We start from the raw sequence: 18627 nt of genomic DNA, 5'->3' as shown, positions 1-18627 counted from the left end.
CCCGTCGACGCGGAGCCGGAACGCGCCTCCTGATGGCGCTGATCGGCTGCCTGCTACTGCTGTGGTATCTCGGACTGGCCGCCCTCAGTTACTGGGCGCTGTCCGTGCTCCGGGCCTCCGCGCCCGATCCCGCGACGACGCTCCTGGTGATCGTCGGAATCGGTCTCTTCGGCGGCTATCTGAGCTATCGGTTCGGGACGAACCGGTTGCTCTCGAGGCTCGATGCGGTCGAACTACCGCGATCGCACGCGCCCCGGTTCTACCGGCGACTCGACGATCTCGAGTCGCGAATGGGTGTCGACTCGCCGACCGTCGCGATCGCGCGACTGCCGATGCCGAACGCCTTCGCACTGGGCAGTCGACGCGACGGCGTCGTCGTGCTCGATCGGTCGCTCTTTCGGTTCCTCTCGCTCGACGAACTCGAGGCGCTCGTGGCGCACGAACTCGCCCACCTCGAGCGCTACGACGCGTTCGTCCAGACACTCGCCTACGGCGTCTTCCGAACGGTCGCCGGACTCGTCTTCGTCTTACTGACGCCGCTGCTGGTACCGATCGCGGGAATCGCTCGCGCCGTCGCGTGGATCCGCGGTGATCCGCGGTCGTGGTCGCGGACGGCCTTCGGTCGATTGTTGGGGCTGATCGAGGGCGGCGTCGCGGTCTGCTTTCTCCTCGTGACGCTGGTCGTCAGGGCCCACTCGCGACGGCGGGAGTACGCCGCCGACGATCGGGCCGCCGCCGTCACCGGACGGCCGGTCGCGCTCGCCCGCGCGCTCCGGACGATCCAGCGAACCGCGGAACCGTCGGCGGGGTTGCTCGCACCCCTGTACGTTCACACCGATGACGACGAGACGTGGCGGCGGTTGCTCTCGACGCACCCCTCGACGGACGACCGGATCGAGCGGTTGCTCGACCGAGCGCGACGCGCTCGCGATCGCGGCCGGACTCGAGAGTCGAGCGGGTGAGACCGAGACGGGCCACGTGCCGTCGGGTCGGAGCCGCGACGCGACTCAGGCGAGGTGCTCCATGCGAGCGATGACGTCGTCGACGACGGCGGGCCGTTCGGTCCAGAACCCGTAGAACCGGTCGGGGCCTCGCTCCTGTGCGAGGAGGACGATCTTCTCCTCGTCGTCGCCGTTCCCGTCGTAGGCGACCCACCAGTGGCGGCGGAGTTCCTCGCCGTCGCCCTCGTGAACCGTCAACTCGAGTTCCGGGAGTGGCTCCCGGTCGGGTTCGCCGTAGACGTGCGTGTCGACGGCCGACGACGCGAGGTTTCGGTAGACCTCGGGCTGGTGATCGAGCTTTGACAGCTGCTGGAAGCCCGCGTGGAGCTCGCCGCTACCGATGTTCCAGGCTCGGAACTCGACGATCCGCGAGGCCATGATCATCCGCTGTTTGTCGTACGATTCGAAGTAGTTGTCCGTCAATTCAGTGACCACAGCCGGCCGGTCGGCCCGCAGCCCGACGGTCATCGACTCCTCCCAGGCCCGGGCGTAGCGTCGAACATCGTCGAGCGGGCTCGAGGCGATGCGCCGACCGTCCGCACGGAGATCGACGACGGGAGCCGGGCGACCGGGCGCGTCGACGATTTCGACGTCGACGTCGTGCGGGTCGAAAAAGGACTCGAGCACCGATACATCCGCGTCGTCGGGGTTACACACCCGGATCGTCTTCCGATCGGTTTCGATTCGGTCGATGCAGTCGGCCAGCGATTCCGTGGTGACTTTCATGATAACTGACTCGTCGCCGACCGGATTGTGTGACCGGGCTACGCTGTTAGGGACGGTAGGAACGGATTCGAATCGATGCCGGCGACCGACGGAACTGCTCGATCCGCGTTCCGGTTCGCGATTCGCGCTCGAGCGATCTACTGCGTCCCGGTCCAGCCGCAGTCGACGCACGCGTACGAGCCGGTATCGACGACGGTGGCTCCCGAGCAGACCGGACAGTGAGCGCCGCGAGTTCCGCCGTCCGCGACGAGCCGTTCCGACGACTGCGTCGTCTCGCTCGCGGTCTGCAGGGACGGGTGACAGGTCTGACAGACGCGATGGGTCCGCCTGTGAGTCATGGTTTCGGTTCGGACTCGGTGCGTGAAGAGCCGTGCTACTTCGTCGCCACAGTGATCGCATTCGGCCATGATATGCCAATAATTGGCATGGTAGATAAAAAGTCTTGCCCAGATGTGCTATTACAGAGAAGAAATACAACTCAGTACAGCCACTTAGAGGGTATTAATTTATGAATTCGAGCTTTCATCGCCATTCTGTAGCTAATTGTTCACAATGGTGGGGCGAAGGCGATGTGGGAGCGGAGGCACCGCGAAACGGTGAGAGCGCGACACTGACCGAAATACTGGCAGCCCACAAACGCTTTTGGCTGCACACCTCCTATACCGACCTATGTACGTGCGGGATGCGAAAAACAGGGAAGAGGTCTGGTTGCTGGATCACATCGAGTCGATGGGACTCGACGAGACGGCGTTTCGCTCCCGTGACTACGTCGTCGCGATCGACGAGGAGTCCGGCGAGAAGGCCGGGTTCGGCCGCATCCGGATTCACAAGACCGACGAAGAGTCGGCGGACGTCTGCGAACTGACCAGCATCGGCGTCCTCGAGGGCTGGCGCGGACAGGGCGTCGGTGCTCACATCATCGAACGGCTCGTGGAGTACGCCAGCGACGAGGGGTTCGATACCGTCTACGTCCTGACCGGCGAAGGAGCCTACCTCGCCCAGTTCGGCTTCCAGCGGATCGAGGAGTCCGACCTGCCGACCGTCCTGCGGGACCGCCTCGAGGACAAGCGCGAGGGGGTCGACCTCGACGCAGTGCCCCTCGTGATCGACGTCGCGGAGTTCCGGATGCCCGACCGGTTCCGGGAGGCGTTCAAGCGCGCCCCCGAGGGACGCGACGAGGCGGACGACGAGGAGTCCCCCGAGGACTTCGGCATCGATTCGGACTCGGCGACGTACAAGTACGATACCGGTCGGTAGGTGACGACCGTGGGACCGAGACGCCGACTCGAGTCACCGGTTCGATCCCGGACCGGCGGGTCGCTCGTCGAAGCCGTGTCGAAACGCGACCCAGGCGATCCCGGAGAGAAACAGCATCGGCGGGAGGACGGCGAACGCCCACAGCGGGTCCAGTCCCCAGCGGAGCAAGAGCCCGAGGTTCAGCAGTCCGAGCGCGAGAAACGGCGCGACGTAGCGGGCCGCTCGGCGGCGATCGCCCGTCTCGTCGGCCGACAGCGGCGACTCGGTCGGCTCGCTGGACATATCCGGGCCGTCGACGCCCCGAGACATAAGCGGTTGTGGCGATTCCGAGAACACTCATGAACGCGAACCGATCCGATTTGACGGCCGAACGTACCGATTCCGACGACGGCGAGTCAGATGCCGGCGATACCACCGCGGACGAGGCGGTCCCCGTCTGGCTCGTCGAGCGAACGTACGGCGACGACGAACTCAACCTCATCATCCTCGTCTACGCGACCGAGGACGGCCGGCGGTACCACCGCCGCGAGCGGGCGCTGACCAGCTTTACCGGCCCCGCTCGAGAGACGAAGGCCGGACTGCTCGTCTCGCCCGACGCGCTCGGGAGCGTCGACGATCAGACGACGCGGGAGCGCTACGCGGAGGAAGCGTCGCGGATGGCGGAGCGACACGACCCGGCCGACAGCGTCTAGGCACCCGAACGAAACCGCCGATTCGACCGCGGACGCTTGACGTGTTCATCAAAGTTGAAGCCCCGGCCGGTCCACGATAACTATAATGTTCGATCCCGACGAACTCGAGGAGATCCGTGCCAGCAAGGAGGAGTGGCACGAGGCGGAAGTCGAACCGGTCCTCGATCGGTTCGGCGAGCGCAAGGAAACGTTCACGACCGATACGGGCGGTCAGGAGGTCGATCGGCTCTACACGCCCGACGATATCGGCGATCTCGACTACGAGGAGGATCTGGGCAACCCGGGCGAGCCGCCGTACACGCGCGGCGTCTACTCGACGGGCTATCGCGGTCGGCTCTGGACGATGCGCCAGTACGCCGGGTTCTCGACGCCGGAGGACACCAACGAGCGCTATCACTACCTGCTCGACGAGGGGCAGACCGGGCTCTCGATGGCGTTCGACCTGCCCACCCAGATGGGGTACGATTCGGACGCGGCCATGGCCGCGGGCGAGGTCGGGAAGGCCGGCGTCGCGATCGACTCGCTCTCCGACATGGAGACCGTCTTCGACGGGATTCCGCTGGACGAGGTCTCGACGTCGATGACGATCAACGCGCCGGCGTCGGTGCTGCTGGCGATGTACATCGCGGTGGGCGACCAGCAGGGTGTCGACCGCGAGGAGCTTCGAGGGACGATTCAAAACGACATCCTCAAAGAGTACATCGCGCGCAACACGTACATCTACCCACCCGAGCCGTCGATGCGGATCATCACGGACATCTTCGAGTTCTGCGCCGAGGAAACGCCGAAGTTCAACACGATCTCGATCTCGGGCTATCACATCCGCGAGGCCGGCTCGACGGCCGCCCAGGAACTCGCCTTCACGCTGGGAGACGGGATCGAATACGTCGAGACGGCGATCGAGGCCGGCCTCGACGTCGACGACTTCGCCCCCCAACTGTCCTTCTTTTTCAACGGCCACAACAACATCTTCGAGGAGGTCGCCAAGTTCCGCGCGGCCCGTCGGATGTGGCACGACATCATCGAGGAGCGGTTCGATCCGGACGATCCCAAGTCCAAACAGCTCAAGTTCCACACCCAGACCGCGGGCTCGATGCTGACCGCCCAACAGATCGAGAACAACGTCGTCCGCGTCGCCTACCAGGCGCTGGCGGCCGTCCTCGGCGGTACCCAGAGCCTCCACACCAACGGCAAGGACGAAGCGCTCGCCCTGCCGACCGAAGAGTCCGTTCGCACGGCGCTGCGAACCCAGCAGATCCTCGCCCACGAGTCCGGCGCGGCCGACACTATCGACCCGCTGGCGGGCAGCTACTACGTCGAATCGCTGACCGACGAGGTCGAGGAGGAAGCCTACGAGATCCTCGACGAGGTCGACGACCGCGGCGGCATGCTCGAGGCCGTCGAGCAACAGTGGGTCCAGCGCCAGATTCAGGACACGGCCTTCGACCGCCAGAAGGAAATCGAGAGCAAAGAGCGGATCATCGTCGGCGTCAACGAGTTCGAAGTCGACGAGGACCCGCAGATGGACGTCGAGGAAGTCACCGAGGAAGACCAGCAGCGCAAGATCGATGGCCTCGAGGAGACCCGCGAGGAGCGCGACGACGAAGCGGTCGACGCGGCGCTCGAGGCGCTGCGCGACGCGGCGCGGAGCGATCAGAACCTCATGCCGTACATCATCGACGCGGTCAAAGCGTACGCGACGGTCGGCGAGATCTGTAACGTCATGCGTGACGAGTTCGGGGAGTACCAGCCCGGTGGCGCAATGTGAGCGGCTGAACGCCGAATTTGTTCGCATAATATCGCCGATTCCGCTCGTATAATCCGTTGTTACATCCGCTCCCCTCCGGCGGTTCGAAGACAACGCCCGATTGAGCGGGGAATTCGGGGGAACAGTCGGATCTGTTTATCCTGATATCGGCCGACGGCGCTGTCGTGAGCGCAACATGAGCGAACACCCCGACGAGCGATCGACCCCGGTATCGGAGTCGGACGGTAACTATCCATCGGCGTCCCGCCGCCGCGTGCTGCAGGCCGCCGCAGTCGCGGGTGGCGTCGCTGGGTTCGGTAATCTCGCACTCGCACAAGATGCCGAGATGATCGAACTCGGCGGCCAAACGAGCGGCTGGCAGGGCGTCGCGCCCGATGATATCGCCGACGAAACGAACCCGACGCTGGAACTCGAGGAGGGGACCACGTACGAACTCACGTGGGAGAACCTCGACGGACTACCGCACAACTTCGTCATCGAGAGCGAGGACGGCGAACAACTCGAGCGGACCGAGCTCCTGAGTCAGGAGGGCGAGACGCAGTCGCTCGAGTTCGAGGCGACGAGCGAGATGTCGACGTACTACTGCGAGCCCCACTCGGCGACGATGCGCGGGGATATCTCGGTCGGCGGTGGTGGTGACGGCGAGAGCGAAGAAGAATCCGACGGCGAGATGCCGGCCTTCTTCGATGAGGGCGCGGAGATCGGTCTCCAGACCGTCGCGGAGGGGATGACTGCGCCGACGGACATGGCCGCACACGGGGACGAAGACCGCTACTTCGTCGCCGATCAGACCGGTGAGCTCTGGACCGTCACCGGCGACGGTGTCGAAGACGAACCGTTCCTCGACGTCAGTGATCGGATGGTCGAACTCGGCACGTTCCAGGGCGACTACGCGGATCCGGAATCGGAGTACGACGAGCGAGGGCTGCTCGGCGTCGAACTCCACCCCGAGTTCTCCGAGAACGGGCGTTTCTTCGTCCACTACAGCGCGCCGCCGAACGACGAGACGCCCGACGGCTGGAGCCACGTCGAGGTCGTCTCCGAGTTCCAGGCGAACGAGGACATGAGCGCGGCCGATCCCGAATCGGAGCGGGTCCTCATGGAGTTCCAGAAGCCCCAGTACAATCACGACGCCGGCCCGATGGCGTTCGGACCGGACGGCTACCTCTACGTCCCGATGGGCGACGGTGGCGGTGCCAACGACGATATGCTGGGTCACGTCGACGACTGGTACGACGGAAACGACGGCGGCAACGGACAGGACGTCAGCGAGAACCTGCTCGGCGGGATCCACCGGATCGACGTCGATTCGGAGGGCGAGGATCGGCCGTATGCGATCCCGGATGACAACCCGCTGGTCGACGAGGAGGACGCCCGCGACGAGTACTACGCGTGGGGGATGCGCAATCCCTTCGGCATCACGTTCGACAGCGACGGCCGACTGTTCGCCTCCGACGCCGGACAGGACCTCTTCGAGGAGGTAAACCTCGTCGAGGCCGGCGGCAACTACGGCTGGAACGTCAAGGAGGGAACGCACTGCTTCAGCACGGAGAGCCCGAGCCAGCCGCCGGAGGACTGTCCGGACTCGGCCCCCGACGAAGCGCCCTACAACGGGCAGGAACTGCAGGATCCGATTGCCGAGTATCCGCACGTCTACGAGGATCAGGTGGTCGGGATCACCGTCATCGGCGGACACGTGTACGAGGCCGGTGACGTCGGAGACATCGACGGCAAGTATATCTTCGGTGACTGGACGGCCGACCCGGCCCGTCAGAGTCCACAGGGTCGACTCCTCGCCGCTTCGGAACCCGATGACGGCGGAGACGGCCAGATGACCGGTGGAGATGGCGGTAATCAGACGGAGAGCGTCGCTCCCGATGGGGAGGACGCTCCCGAGAACGCGACCGAAGACACGCAAGACGAGCCGATCGGCGACGGGAACGAAACCAACGCCAGCGAAAACGAGACGCCCCTCGACGAGGGAATCGAAGACGAGGGCTTCGACAACGAGACGAACGCGACTAACGAGACGGCCGGCGACGGCGCGGCAGACGTCGGCGGTGGCGGCCAAGAGCAGGTCGTCCCGCGAGACGAACTCTGGGACATGGAGGCGCTCCAAGTCGCGGGAACCGAAGACGGCTCGTTCCCCTACTTCGTCCGGCAGTTCGGTCAGGACGCCGACGGGAACGTCTACGTCCTCGCGAATCAGGTTGGCGTCCCCGAAGGCGACACGGGCGCGGTCATGCAGATCGTGCCGCCGGGCGAGGGCGACTCCCTGTCGGCCCCTGAAGACGGCGAAGCCGCTATGGACGATGAGGAGCAAGAGCCCGACGAGAACGCGACGGAAGACACGCAGGACGAGCCCATCGAGGGCGAGGGCAACGAGACCGCCGAGAACGAGAGCGGGATGACCGACGACGCCACGGTCGGCAACGAAACCGACGACGCGTAACGACGCGACCGGATCGAGTCCCGCGTCCGACCCTCGAACCGCGCTTTTTTCGCCGCGAACGCCACACGGCTCGTCGCTCGCCGGGTCCGACTTGATTATGGCCGCCACCGAACGGCGAGCCATGAATACCGACTCGACGACCGGGACGGTCATCGCGCAGGGAGCCGAGGTGCCGGCGCTCGGACTCGGCACCGCACGCATGACGGGCAGGGACTGCCGGCGAGCCGTCGAAACCGCCCTTGCTCTCGGCTACCGCCACGTCGATACCGCCCAGATGTACGACAACGAGGCCGCCGTCGGCCGGGCACTAGCCGAGAGCGAGGTCGACCGCGAGGACGTCTTCGTCGTGACGAAGGTCCACCCCGACAACGCCGCGCGCGAGGACGTTCACGAGTCGACGCGGGAGAGCCTCGAGCGACTCGGACTCTCGACTGTCGATTGCCTCCTGCTTCACGCGCCGAGCGACCGCGCGCCGCTCGCGGAGACGCTGGCCGCGATGAACGACCTGCAGGACGAGGGCGCCGTCGATCACGTCGGCGTCAGCAACTTCTCGGTCGACGAACTCGAGGACGCTCGCGAGCTGTCCGAGACGCCGATCGTCGCGAACCAAGTGAAGTACCATCCGTATCATCATCAGGACGACCTGCTCGAGTACTGCGTCGAGCGCGACGTCTGCCTGACGGCGTACAGCCCGCTCGCGGAGGGGACCGTGCCGGGTGACGACCGACTCGCCGAGATCGGGGAGTCCTACGACAAGTCGGCGTCGCAGGTCGCGCTGCGCTGGCTCGTCCAGCAACCGAACGTGGCGGCGATCCCGAAGGCCTCGAGCCGCGAGCACATCGAAGCGAACGCCGACATCTTCGACTTCGAACTCTCGAACGAGGAGTTGGCGGCGGTCGCCGACATCGGCGACGGCCTCTGGGATCAGGTGGCCGTGACGCTCGGATTGCGTTGAAAGCCCCTCGGATTGTTGTTCAATGCGAGACAGAACATTCGCGTTATCCTGTCGTATTCGCCCAGGTTCGATCGGACTGACTGTCTTTCGTGAATCGATGGCACTCGGCATCGAGTGAGCCCGACGTAGTCGACGAACAGCCGCTATACTCGCCGTTTTCCAGCCAGAGAACGCGGGTTCCGTCGTCGCCAGGGAGTTCGTCCGACGATCCTCGATCGTGCGTCAGTTCGAGCCGGTATCGAACGCCCAGAGTGCAGGAGGCGTTTTCACGGGGCTGGCCGGTGGATTCGACGGCGACACGGAACGTAGTCAGGTCCGCTCCGACCGGTGATGTCCGTTCGGTCCGCGCGGAGAGGGCCGCCGTCTCGGTCCCCGTTTCGATGAACGAGACCCTCGTGTAGGACCCGTTGCCGTGTCCGCTCGACGCGTACGTCGCAACATCATCCTTGCACCCGGTTTCGAGACGTTCGAACGACGACACTGAGAGCTGCGAGGGCTCTGACTCACCGTCAGTCACGGAAAACGGCCCCAACGATCCGACAACGAGCACGAGAAGACTAGCTACGATACAACAAACGAGGAGGGCCGTTCGACGGGAGGGGGCGGAGACCATATATGCAGTCCGTTTCCTCTCAAATTTGTAAACATACTGATCGACCGAACGGTATCGTTCCGGTCGGGTGCCGTCTGTCCCTGAAGAGATCACTGGCAATCGCGAAACGAAGACGATCACTTGTCGACATCCCAGCGCTATTTGTCCGGCGCGACGAACGAGCCACCGATGCACTTCGATCACGCAGGGATCGCGACCAAGGACGCACGGGAACTCGCGGCACTGTACGGCGACCTCTTCGGCCTCGAGGTCGCTCACGAGGAGGAGTTCGACGGCATGCGCGTCGTCTTTCTCGACTGTGGCGACGGGTATTTCGAACTGCTCGAGCCCCTCGAGGAGGGGACGATTTCGCGGTATCTCGATGAGAACGGGGCGGGGATCCACCACCTCGCGCTCGCGACCGACGACATTGAGAGCGCTCTCGAGACGGTCCGCGACCGCGACGTGGCGCTGATCGACGAGGAACCGCGGCCGGGAGCCTGGGGCCACTCGGTCGCGTTCTTGCATCCGAAGGATACCGGCGGAATCCTGATCGAACTCGTTGAACACTGATTCGGTCGACGACGGCCCGCGGTTCGTCTCCACCTACTCGCTCGCCGGCGACTCGGCCGCGGTGATCCGGCGCGTCTCGTCGCGGCTCTCGTGGCGGACCGCGACGGTGTCGGGATATCGCCCCTCGAGGTCTATTCGGGCCTCGTAGCCGACGGTGCCGAGACAGTCGACGCAGTTGTCGGCCACCTGGTCGCCGACGGCGACGGTGACCGCAAGGAGATCGCGATCCTCGTCGTAGGCCGTCTCGGCGAGCGAGAGGTCGTGACAGGGCGTCGGCGTTCCGATATCACCCTCGATGACGACGGTTTCATCCGTGAACTCGACGCCGGCTCGGTCACCGTCCGTTCGGTCCGCACACTGTCCCTCGCCGACCGCGAGCGACGCATCGACGACGTCGGGTACCGGACAGGGAATCGTCGTCGAACTCGATGCCGTCCCGATGCCCGTCTCGCGGAGCGTGATTCTCGTTCGGGACCGAGTGCAGTCGAACGGTCGCCGGCTGATCCCGTCAGTGACGGTCGACTCGCTCGTCCCGTCGTCGCTACTGGTCGTGACGCTGACCGCGTACGATCGCGGCTCGACGAGGACGATCTCGAGCCCTTCGCCCGCCGGGAGGTCGAGATCGCGCTCGAGCAGTGCGTCCTCGTCGCCGTCGGCTGTGTCATCGTCTCCGTCATTCGCGCTGTCCTCGTCGTCGCCATCGGCTGCACTATCGTCTCCGTCATCCCCTCCGTCCTCGTCGGTGGTGATCGCGACGGAGATCGTTCGGTCCGTCTCGCCGTCGTTGCGGATCGCGAGTTCGTGTGGCGGGTGTGCGGCGAGAAACGGCACGTCGTCCGGATCGCCGACCGTGATCGCGTCCGCCCGGTCCGATTCGGCGTCGTCCCGGTCGGTGCCGTCGCTCGAGTCGGCATCACCGCCGTCATCGTCGGTCCCGGGACGTTCCGTCTGGAGGCGGTCGAACGTCGAACTCGTACAGCCGGCCAGCCCACAGAGCGCGCCGGTGGTGCCGGCGAGGAGGTCGCGTCGTCGCATACGCGACTCCACTACGATGGGGGATAAACACCTTTGTCAGGCACGCTAACCTGTATCCAGAGGGGACTGTCAGCACTCGCGGGACAGGCAAATGTCACGGTGCCACTGAAACCCGTCGCAGGTATACGTCGGGCCATGAGTAGCCTGTTGCAGCGCGAGACCCAGCGCGGCAGTGATAGCGGGACGCTCGGTCAGTCGGAGACGGACGAGGAATCGATCACCGAGAGCGGGATGTTTCGGCTGGCACGCGTCCTGTTCGGTGCCGTCCTCGCGTTCATGGCGATGGACAACCTCCGGAACCTCGAGGGGCGGATCCAGTACGCCGAGTCGAAGAACGCGCCGATCCCGTCGCTGTCGGTCCCGGCGACGAGCGGGGGGCTCCTGTTCGGCGGTCTCGGACTGGCGCTGTGGCGGGTTCCCGCCACGTCCGCCGCCGCAGTCGCGGCGTTCTTCGCGAGTGCCACGCCGCTGATGCACGACTTCTGGGAGATCGACGATCCCGAACTGAGACAGCAGGAGTTCTTCCACTTCGCCAAGAACACTGCGCTGCTCGGGGCAGCGCTCGCGTTTCTGAAACTGGGACTGTCTCAGGACTCCGACGCATAAGTCCGCCGGATCGGCCACTCGAGTCCGGCCGTCCACCGGTCGGCCGCACCGACCACCGACTCAGCCGAAGTTCTCGATCAGCGCCTCGTCCGAATCGCCGCCGGTGTCGTCGATCGCTTCGGCGACGAACGTGACGAAGCCGTCGAAGCCGAACGCGTAGAGCTGGCCCGCCTCGCGGTGGGTCGCGATCGCATCCGCCAGTTCGTCGTCGGCGTCCTCGTCGATGACGACGACCGTCGCGCCTGCGTCCGCGAGTGCCTCGAGTCGCTCGGTGTGGGCCGGTTCGTCGGTCTGATAGATCACGACGGCGTCATGGCCGACCTCGTGGGCCGCTTCGGCGACCGCGACCGCGGGGCCGATCCCCGGGCCGCCCGCGACCGCGACGATATCGTCCTCCCCTTCGTAGGTGATCCGGCCGAACGGCCCCTCGACGTGGACCGTCTCGCCGCCCTCGAGGGAAGCGAGCCACGGCGAGAGATCGCCGTCGGGATCGACCCCCACCGTGAGTTCGAACGTCTCACCGACCGACGGTGACGAGAGCGTGTAGTGACGCGAGATCACTTCGTCGTCAGGTGCCGCTCGGAGCAAAACGAACTGTCCCGGTAAGGCATCGAAGCCGTCGGGCGTCTCGAGTTCGAGCGCGACGGTAGCAGGACCGACTTCGCTGACCGATTCGACGGTGACTGGCGTCCCTTCCATGTCGAATTCGTTCGGCGGCTGATTGAAAAGGCGTTCCGTTCCACTACCGACGGCGGATCGGCTTTCAATCACAACTATGATAGTAGGGAATCTTTCCGCCACTCAGTCACGCATTCGCCTCGTTGACGGCTTCTTTCTCCCGATAACGGAGTTCCTATAATTAGTAACGACTACTAGTCGTGTTTTCTTATACCGAATATATCATTCGCCGTTGCGATCGGCCGGTTGGGGTTTCAGAAGCCTTTTCATTTATGGGGGGCAAGGCTCAGCATAACATGGCTGAGGACCTCAACTGGGCGGTCGGAGGCGAGGCCGGGGACGGCATCGACTCCACGGGTAAGATCTTCGCTCAGGCACTCGCCCGAGCGGGACGGCACGTATTCACCTCGAAAGACTTCGCGTCGCGTATCCGCGGCGGGTACACGGCCTACAAGATTCGGACCTCCGTCGACAAGGTCCAGAGCGTCGTCGACCGACTCGACATTCTGGTCGCGCTCACCCAGCGAACCATCGACGAGAACCTCGACGAACTCCACGAGGGCAGTGCCATCATCTACGACGGCGAGCGCTCGTGGGAGGCCGAAATTCCCGACGAGATGACGGCGGTCGACGTCCCGCTGAAGTCGCTGGCCGAGGAGGCCGGCGGCGCGATCATGCGCAACATCGTCGCGCTCGGTGCCGCGTGTGAGATCACCGGCTTCGACGTCGAGTACCTCGACGAAGCCCTCGAGAAGCGCTTCGGCGGCAAGGGCTCGAAGATCGTCGAGAACAACAAAGAGGCCGCCCGGGCAGGACAGGAGTACGTCCAGGAGAACTACGATCTGGACCACCTCGGCTACAACATCGACACGACCGACAACGATTACGTCCTCCTCAATGGCAACGAGGCGGTCGGGATGGGCGCACTCGCGGCCGGCTGTCGGTTCTACGCCGGGTATCCGATCACGCCCGCGACGTCGATCATGGAGTATCTGACGGAACGGATCGAGGACTACGGCGGCCACGTCGTCCAAGCGGAAGACGAGTTGTCGGCGATCAACATGTCGCTCGGGGCCGCGCGCGCCGGTGCCCGATCGATGACCGCCACGTCGGGTGCCGGGATCGACCTCATGACCGAAACCTTCGGTCTGGTCGCGACCAGCGAGACGCCGCTGGTCATCGCCGACGTTCAGCGATCCGGTCCCTCCACGGGGATGCCGACGAAACAGGAACAGGGCGACCTCAATATGGCGCTCTACGGCGGCCACGGCGAAGTCCCGCGGTTCGTCGTCGCCCCCACGTCGATCACCGAGTGTTTCTGGAAGACGGTCGAGGCGTTCAACCTCGCCGAGAAGTACCAGACGCCGGTCTTCCTGGTCTCCGATCTGGCGATGTCGGTCACCGAACAGACGTTCCCGCCGGAGGCCTTCGACATGGACGAGGTCGAGATCGATCGCGGCAAGCTCGTCGACGAGGACGAGGTCGACGAGTGGCTCGACGCACAGGGTCACTTCCGCGCCCACGCCGTCACCGAGGACGGCGTCAGCCCGCGTGCCATCCCCGGCACGACCGACGCCGCCCACATGTCCACCGGCCTCGAGCACGACGAACTCGGCCGGCGGACGGAGGAAGAGGACGAGCGCGTCCATCAGGTCGACAAGCGATATCGGAAGGTCGAGACCGCACGAAACGAGGAGGACTGGGACTACCGGGAGTTCGGCGATTCCGACGCCGACAACCTCGTCATCTCGTGGGGGTCGAACGAGGGCGCGCTCGTCGAAGCGCTCGACTACCTCGAGGCGGACGGCATCGACGTCCGCGTCATCTCGGTGCCCTACATCTTCCCGCGGCCGGACCTGACCGAGGAGATCGAGGCCGCCGACCAGACGATCGTCGTCGAGAACAACGCGACCGGGCAGTTCGCCGACGTGATCGAACACGACGTGCTTACCCGCGTCAAGCGCATTAACAAGTATACGGGCGTTCGATTCAAGGCCGACGAACTCGCAGACGATATCACCGAGAAACTCACCGAGGAGGTACCAGCATAATGAGCTCCGACGTACGATTCACCGACTTCAAATCCGACAAGCAGCCGACGTGGTGTCCCGGATGCGGCGACTTCGGGACGATGAACGGCATGATGAAAGCCCTCGCGAACACCGGCAACGATCCCGACAACACCTTCGTGGTGGCGGGAATCGGTTGTTCCGGGAAGATCGGGACCTACATGCACAGCTACGCCCTGCACGGGGTTCACGGCCGTGCGCTCCCGGTCGGGACCGGCGTCAAGATGGCTCGGCCCGACATCGAGGTCATGGTCGCCGGCGGGGACGGTGACGGTTACTCGATCGGTGCCGGTCACTTCGTCCACGCCGTCCGCCGGAACGTCGACATGACCTACTGTGTCATGGACAACCGCATCTACGGCCTGACCAAGGGCCAGGCCTCGCCGACCTCGCGGTCGGACTTCGAGACCTCGACGACTCCCGAAGGCCCCAAACAGCCGCCGGTCAACCCGCTCGCCCTCGCGCTGGCGTCCGGTGCGAGCTTCATCGCGCAGTCCTTTAGCTCGGATGCGATGCGTCACGCCGAGATTGTCCAAGAGGCGATCGAACACGACGGCTTCGGGTTCGTCAACATATTCAGCCCGTGTGTCACGTTCAACGACGTCGACACCTACGACTACTTCCGTGACAACCTCGTCGACCTGCAGGAAGACGAGGACCACGATCCGAACGACTACGAGGCCGCCAAGGAAGTCATTCTGGACAGTGACAAGGAGTATCAGGGCGTGATGTACCAGAACGAAAACTCCGTGCCGTACCACGAACAGCACGGCGTCACCGAGGACATGTCCGAGATTCCGGATGGCGCACCGGAAGACGCGATGGACCTCGTCCGCGAGTTCTACTAACGGCGTTTCGCCGGTCGGTTTTCTCCCGTTTCCGCCGAAAACGACGCGCCAGCCGCGGCTGCGAGACGAGCGAGACGAACGAAACATGTGCCTCATTGCCGGTCGTCCAGCGAGCGGACCGGGATCAGGTATCGATCGGGTGTTCTGCGGACTCCATCAGTAGCTCGACGTTCGCTGACTCGGCAGCGAATCGCTTCGAGAGGACGCCGAACAGGACGAGCAGGTCGTCCTCGTGGTCGAACGACGTGAGCTTGATCTCGACGTCGATCGGTTCGCCCTCGAGTTCGGACTCTCCGACGAAGGTGTCGACGTCCCGGCTCTCGCCGAGGATCTCGAGGGTGAACGACTCTCCCTGCTGAATGTTTTCGATATCCCCGCGGTCGCTATCGGCCCGGCCGAGGAACTCCGTGAGGAGTTCCTCGTTCGACATCTCGTCGAGCGGGTTGACGGACTGTCCGGCGACTTCCATTCCTGGAACCGAGACGGCGGCGAAGGCGCTTCCCTCCCGCGTCTGTCCCATGTAGTCGACCGACTTCGAATAGTTCGAGAGCCAGATCGACGCCTCGAAGTCGCGTTCGACGCCGCCGATCTCCTCGGTCCGTTCCATCGTCCGCTCTTCGACCGTCCGCTCCTCGTAGCCGGTCTCCGCGACCGTCTCGTCGGCCGGGGCGACGCGGTCGGAATCGAACTCGAGCGGCTCGTTCCCGAGGGCGAAGCCGAGACAGCCGGCGGTCAGCGCGAGCGTCCCGGTCGCGCCCGCGGCGAGCAGCGATCGTCGAGAGTGAGTCATTATCCCCCTGATTCGAGAAGAGCGGCATATTCCTTGTGCATTCTTCAGAATCGTAGACAAGAACGTCCGGTATCAGTGATAGTTCAGTCGCTCGAATCGAAACCGGCGAACACATCAAGAGTTATCGGGGTCGCCCGCACCCCTTTAGCCATGACCGAATTCGCAGATCGAGTCGAGCAGGTGTCGATCAGCGGCATCCGCGAAGTGTTCGAGGCCGCAGGCGAGGACGCGATCAACCTCGGACTCGGACAGCCGGACTTCCCGACGCCGGCCCACGCACGCCGCGGGGCGATCGAGGCTATCGAGGCCGGGCGGGCCGACGCCTACACCTCGAACAAGGGCACGCCACAGCTCAGAGAGGCGATTTCGGCCAAATACGACCGCGACTACGGTCTCGAAATCGACCCCGCGGACGTGATCGCGACTTCCGGCGGCAGCGAGGCCCTGCACCTCGCGCTCGAGGCCCACGTCAACCCCGGCGAGGAGGTCATCTTCCCCGATCCCGGCTTCGTTTCCTACGACGCGCTGACTCACATCGCCGACGGGACGCCGAACCCCGTCGGGCTCCGGGAGGACCTGACGCTCGATCCCGCGACGGTCGAGGACGCGATCACCGACGAGACGGCTGCGTTCGTCGTCAACAGCCCCGCGAACCCGACGGGGGCCGTCCAGAGCGAGGCCGACATGCGCGAGTTCGCCCGCATCGCCGACGAGCACGACGTGCTCTGCATCTCCGACGAGGTCTACGAGCACATCGTCTTCGAGGGCGAGCACCACTCGCCGCTGAAATTCGCCGAGACGGACAACGTGGTCGTCGTCAGCGCCTGCTCGAAGACCTACTCGATGACCGGCTGGCGGCTCGGCTGGGTCGTCGCCTCGAACCGCCGCATCGAGCGGATGCTACGGGTCCACCAGTACGGTCAAGCCTGCGCCTCCGCGCCCGCCCAGTACGCCGCTGAGGCCGCCCTGACCGGCCCCCAGGAGCCGGTCCAAGAGATGGTCGACACCTTCGAACAGCGGCGCGATCTCGTCCTCGACGGGCTCACGGACGCCGGCCTCGAGGTGCCCACCCCAGAGGGGGCCTTCTACGCGATGCCGAAGGTGCCCGAGGGCTGGTGTGACGAAGTGCTCGAGCGGGGCGTCGTCGTCGTCCCCGGCGACGCCTTCGGCGCGAACGGCGAGGGCTACGCGCGGCTCTCGTACGCGACTGGCACCGAGGAGTTGAAGGAGGCGCTCGAGATTATGGACGACGCGACGAAGGCCGTTCGGTAGCGAGAGGTAATAGGTTTGTTCCGTTATTAGACGTTCAGCGGAACGTCGCTACACGTGCCGGTTGGCTACGTATTCCTCCGGTCGATCCTCTGCCATGCGGTGGCGCGCGCTGTCAGCCGACCGAGCGGTAGCGAGGGCGGCTGTTGATGCCGTGCGAGGGATGAGTGAGCGACGACAGGAGCGATCGAATCGGCTGGGGAGGGCGTGGCGATTCCCTGTTGCCAGGGTATCGGGACAGCGATTCTCATGCATTGTCCGCGGAATCTACTCCATCATCTCCGTGTGAACTGATCGATCGATGGAGAAGGGCCGAAAACGACGCGGAGCGTCCTGCTCACCCTGGCGGCATGGAATCGCCTCGCCCTCCCCAACCGATTGCGGCCCTCGCTCCCACAGGTCGCTGCGGTCCACATCCCTCGCACGGCTTCGAGCTGCGGTTCGTTACTGACTCACCGCAGCACAGCGCGCGCCACCGCAGGCGACTGGCCGGCCGGTTCGACGTGATACGGAACACACCGCACTGAACGTCCGCGCGTTCGCAGCGCCCGCTCGTCCGATGCAAACCGGCGGAGAATAGTTCGGGAGTGTCAGCTCTGTGCTGACGCGAATTCGTCGAGGATCGTCTCGCAAAAGGCCTCGAGGTCGTCCGGATTCCGGCTCGTCACCAGTCCGTCGTCGACGACGACCTCCTCGTCGACCCACTCGCCGCCGGCGTTGCGGACGTCCGTCTGCAGGCTGTGGTAGGAGGTCAGCGTCCTCCCGTCGACGACGTCGGCTTCGACCAGCGTCCACGGACCGTGACAGATCACGCCCGCGGGCTTGCCGTCTTCGACGTGTTTTCGCAGCAGCTCGACGCCGTCCTCGTCGGTGCGGAGCGTGTCCGCACCCACGGTTCCGCCGGGGACGATCAGCGCGTCGTACTCGTCCGCCGACACCTCGTCGAACGTCTTCTCGACCTCGTAGCTCTCGCTCTCCTCGAGATCGTTGTTCACGGTCTGGGCCTCGCCGGTCTCGCTGCCGAGCACGTCGACGGTCGCACCGGCGTCGGCGACGGTCTCCTTCGGGTCGGTGAACTCGACTTCTTCGGTGCCTTCGGGTGCGAGGAAGACGCCGACGGTCGCGTCCGCGAGCCGCTGGCTGTCGGAGTCGCTCATACCGAGAGCGAGGGCCGTCGTGCGGACAAGGGTTGCACTTGCTGGTGCAACAGGCGGATCGGCAGCGCTGCGGGCAGCGCGGCCGGCTCGAACCGAGGTCGGCGTCTTGTCTGCCGTCACGTGTACCATTTTACGGTCTCGCTCCGTGGTCTCGAACGA

Annotated in this window: 18 protein-coding genes; 11 read left to right on the top strand and 7 right to left on the bottom strand. The window is 64.9% G+C overall.

Going from position 1 to position 18627, the window contains the following annotated elements; translation table 11 throughout:
* Window positions 1–32: 32 nt before the first annotated feature.
* Window positions 33–962, top strand: coding sequence for a M48 family metallopeptidase (locus tag LDH66_RS03120; RefSeq protein ID WP_226480937.1), 930 nt, complete (start codon window positions 33–35; stop codon window positions 960–962).
* Window positions 963–1007: 45 nt separating this feature from the next.
* On the opposite strand, the gene LDH66_RS03115 is transcribed toward LDH66_RS03120, so the two are convergent.
* Complete coding sequence (locus tag LDH66_RS03115; RefSeq protein ID WP_226479615.1) at window positions 1008–1727, bottom strand: DICT sensory domain-containing protein; 720 nt, start codon at window positions 1725–1727, stop codon at window positions 1008–1010.
* A gap of 137 nt (window positions 1728–1864) precedes the next feature.
* On the bottom strand, window positions 1865–2065 hold the full coding sequence (locus tag LDH66_RS03110; RefSeq protein ID WP_226479614.1) for a hypothetical protein: 201 nt from the start codon (window positions 2063–2065) through the stop codon (window positions 1865–1867).
* A gap of 331 nt (window positions 2066–2396) precedes the next feature.
* Between LDH66_RS03110 and LDH66_RS03105 the strand changes: the two genes are divergently transcribed.
* Window positions 2397–2984, top strand: coding sequence for a GNAT family N-acetyltransferase (locus tag LDH66_RS03105; protein ID WP_226479613.1), 588 nt, complete (start codon window positions 2397–2399; stop codon window positions 2982–2984).
* 33 nt (window positions 2985–3017) lie between these two features.
* On the opposite strand, the gene LDH66_RS03100 is transcribed toward LDH66_RS03105, so the two are convergent.
* Window positions 3018–3266: a DUF8142 family protein gene (locus LDH66_RS03100; protein ID WP_226479612.1), complete on the bottom strand. Its 249-nt coding sequence runs from the start codon at window positions 3264–3266 to the stop codon at window positions 3018–3020.
* A 56-nt stretch (window positions 3267–3322) separates the two neighbouring features.
* Here LDH66_RS03100 and LDH66_RS03095 point away from each other — a divergent pair, with 56 nt between their 5' ends.
* The 5 genes from LDH66_RS03095 to mce all read left to right on the top strand — a co-directional run bounded on the left by LDH66_RS03095 (window position 3323) and on the right by mce (window position 10016).
* On the top strand, window positions 3323–3676 hold the full coding sequence (locus tag LDH66_RS03095) for a DUF7967 family protein (RefSeq protein ID WP_226479611.1): 354 nt from the start codon (window positions 3323–3325) through the stop codon (window positions 3674–3676).
* Window positions 3677–3761: 85 nt separating this feature from the next.
* The gene (locus tag LDH66_RS03090; RefSeq protein WP_226479610.1) at window positions 3762–5444 is read left to right on the top strand and encodes an acyl-CoA mutase large subunit family protein; all 1683 of its coding nucleotides are present in this window, start codon (window positions 3762–3764) and stop codon (window positions 5442–5444) included.
* A gap of 175 nt (window positions 5445–5619) precedes the next feature.
* Window positions 5620–7896, top strand: coding sequence for a PQQ-dependent sugar dehydrogenase (locus LDH66_RS03085; protein ID WP_226479609.1), 2277 nt, complete (start codon window positions 5620–5622; stop codon window positions 7894–7896).
* Window positions 7897–8017: 121 nt separating this feature from the next.
* Window positions 8018–8851, top strand: a complete 834-nt coding sequence (locus tag LDH66_RS03080; RefSeq protein ID WP_226479608.1) for an aldo/keto reductase — start codon at window positions 8018–8020, stop codon at window positions 8849–8851.
* Window positions 8852–9632: 781 nt separating this feature from the next.
* The gene (gene mce, locus LDH66_RS03075) at window positions 9633–10016 is read left to right on the top strand and encodes a methylmalonyl-CoA epimerase (RefSeq protein ID WP_226479607.1); all 384 of its coding nucleotides are present in this window, start codon (window positions 9633–9635) and stop codon (window positions 10014–10016) included.
* A 33-nt stretch (window positions 10017–10049) separates the two neighbouring features.
* Here the strand turns inward: mce and LDH66_RS03070 are convergent, their stop codons facing one another.
* Entirely contained in the window at window positions 10050–11051 is a 1002-nt protein-coding gene (locus tag LDH66_RS03070) for a hypothetical protein (RefSeq protein ID WP_226479606.1), read from the bottom strand.
* Window positions 11052–11186: 135 nt separating this feature from the next.
* Between LDH66_RS03070 and LDH66_RS03065 the strand changes: the two genes are divergently transcribed.
* A complete protein-coding gene (locus LDH66_RS03065) occupies window positions 11187–11657 on the top strand; it encodes a DoxX family membrane protein (RefSeq protein WP_226479605.1) in 471 nt (156 codons plus the stop codon).
* A gap of 60 nt (window positions 11658–11717) precedes the next feature.
* Here the strand turns inward: LDH66_RS03065 and LDH66_RS03060 are convergent, their stop codons facing one another.
* Entirely contained in the window at window positions 11718–12356 is a 639-nt protein-coding gene (locus LDH66_RS03060) for an FAD-dependent oxidoreductase (RefSeq protein ID WP_226479604.1), read from the bottom strand.
* A gap of 275 nt (window positions 12357–12631) precedes the next feature.
* Between LDH66_RS03060 and LDH66_RS03055 the strand changes: the two genes are divergently transcribed.
* A complete protein-coding gene (locus LDH66_RS03055) occupies window positions 12632–14386 on the top strand; it encodes a 2-oxoacid:acceptor oxidoreductase subunit alpha (RefSeq protein WP_226479603.1) in 1755 nt (584 codons plus the stop codon).
* Window positions 14386–15252, top strand: a complete 867-nt coding sequence (locus LDH66_RS03050; RefSeq protein ID WP_226479602.1) for a 2-oxoacid:ferredoxin oxidoreductase subunit beta — start codon at window positions 14386–14388, stop codon at window positions 15250–15252. The genes LDH66_RS03055 and LDH66_RS03050 overlap by 1 nt, the downstream gene beginning before the upstream one ends.
* 124 nt (window positions 15253–15376) lie before the next feature.
* Here LDH66_RS03050 and LDH66_RS03045 read toward each other — a convergent pair whose 3' ends face one another.
* Window positions 15377–16042 (bottom strand): DUF6517 family protein, encoded by a 666-nt coding sequence (locus tag LDH66_RS03045; protein WP_226479601.1) that lies wholly within the window; start codon window positions 16040–16042, stop codon window positions 15377–15379.
* 150 nt (window positions 16043–16192) lie between these two features.
* On the opposite strand from LDH66_RS03045, the gene LDH66_RS03040 reads away from it, so the two are divergent.
* The gene (locus LDH66_RS03040; RefSeq protein ID WP_226479600.1) at window positions 16193–17314 is read left to right on the top strand and encodes a pyridoxal phosphate-dependent aminotransferase; all 1122 of its coding nucleotides are present in this window, start codon (window positions 16193–16195) and stop codon (window positions 17312–17314) included.
* A 587-nt stretch (window positions 17315–17901) separates the two neighbouring features.
* On the opposite strand, the gene LDH66_RS03035 is transcribed toward LDH66_RS03040, so the two are convergent.
* Entirely contained in the window at window positions 17902–18468 is a 567-nt protein-coding gene (locus LDH66_RS03035; protein ID WP_226479599.1) for a type 1 glutamine amidotransferase domain-containing protein, read from the bottom strand.
* Window positions 18469–18627: the final 159 nt, after the last annotated feature.

This window comes from Natrinema amylolyticum (assembly GCF_020515625.1).
Taxonomy (GTDB): Archaea; Halobacteriota; Halobacteria; order Halobacteriales; family Natrialbaceae; genus Natrinema; species Natrinema amylolyticum.
Note: the sequence above shows the minus strand (reverse complement) of the source record. Positions and strands in the feature narration are given on the sequence as shown.

Bases quoted from the DNA above. Each gene is read 5' to 3' on its own strand.
- LDH66_RS03045 (WP_226479601.1), bottom strand. From the start codon at position 16,042: ATGACTCACTCTCGACGATCGCTGCTCGCCGCGGGCGCGACCGGGACG.
- LDH66_RS03115 (WP_226479615.1), bottom strand. From the start codon at position 1,727: ATGAAAGTCACCACGGAATCGCTGGCCGACTGCATCGACCGAATCGAA.
- LDH66_RS03070 (WP_226479606.1), bottom strand. From the start codon at position 11,051: ATGCGACGACGCGACCTCCTCGCCGGCACCACCGGCGCGCTCTGTGGG.
- LDH66_RS03085 (WP_226479609.1), top strand. From the start codon at position 5,620: ATGAGCGAACACCCCGACGAGCGATCGACCCCGGTATCGGAGTCGGAC.
- LDH66_RS03035 (WP_226479599.1), bottom strand. From the start codon at position 18,468: ATGAGCGACTCCGACAGCCAGCGGCTCGCGGACGCGACCGTCGGCGTC.
- mce (WP_226479607.1), top strand. From the start codon at position 9,633: ATGCACTTCGATCACGCAGGGATCGCGACCAAGGACGCACGGGAACTC.
- LDH66_RS03040 (WP_226479600.1), top strand. From the start codon at position 16,193: ATGACCGAATTCGCAGATCGAGTCGAGCAGGTGTCGATCAGCGGCATC.
- LDH66_RS03055 (WP_226479603.1), top strand. From the start codon at position 12,632: ATGGCTGAGGACCTCAACTGGGCGGTCGGAGGCGAGGCCGGGGACGGC.
- LDH66_RS03100 (WP_226479612.1), bottom strand. From the start codon at position 3,266: ATGTCCAGCGAGCCGACCGAGTCGCCGCTGTCGGCCGACGAGACGGGC.
- LDH66_RS03090 (WP_226479610.1), top strand. From the start codon at position 3,762: ATGTTCGATCCCGACGAACTCGAGGAGATCCGTGCCAGCAAGGAGGAG.
- LDH66_RS03105 (WP_226479613.1), top strand. From the start codon at position 2,397: ATGTACGTGCGGGATGCGAAAAACAGGGAAGAGGTCTGGTTGCTGGAT.
- LDH66_RS03120 (WP_226480937.1), top strand. From the start codon at position 33: ATGGCGCTGATCGGCTGCCTGCTACTGCTGTGGTATCTCGGACTGGCC.
- LDH66_RS03080 (WP_226479608.1), top strand. From the start codon at position 8,018: ATGAATACCGACTCGACGACCGGGACGGTCATCGCGCAGGGAGCCGAG.
- LDH66_RS03060 (WP_226479604.1), bottom strand. From the start codon at position 12,356: ATGGAAGGGACGCCAGTCACCGTCGAATCGGTCAGCGAAGTCGGTCCT.
- LDH66_RS03065 (WP_226479605.1), top strand. From the start codon at position 11,187: ATGAGTAGCCTGTTGCAGCGCGAGACCCAGCGCGGCAGTGATAGCGGG.
- LDH66_RS03050 (WP_226479602.1), top strand. From the start codon at position 14,386: ATGAGCTCCGACGTACGATTCACCGACTTCAAATCCGACAAGCAGCCG.
- LDH66_RS03095 (WP_226479611.1), top strand. From the start codon at position 3,323: ATGAACGCGAACCGATCCGATTTGACGGCCGAACGTACCGATTCCGAC.
- LDH66_RS03110 (WP_226479614.1), bottom strand. From the start codon at position 2,065: ATGACTCACAGGCGGACCCATCGCGTCTGTCAGACCTGTCACCCGTCC.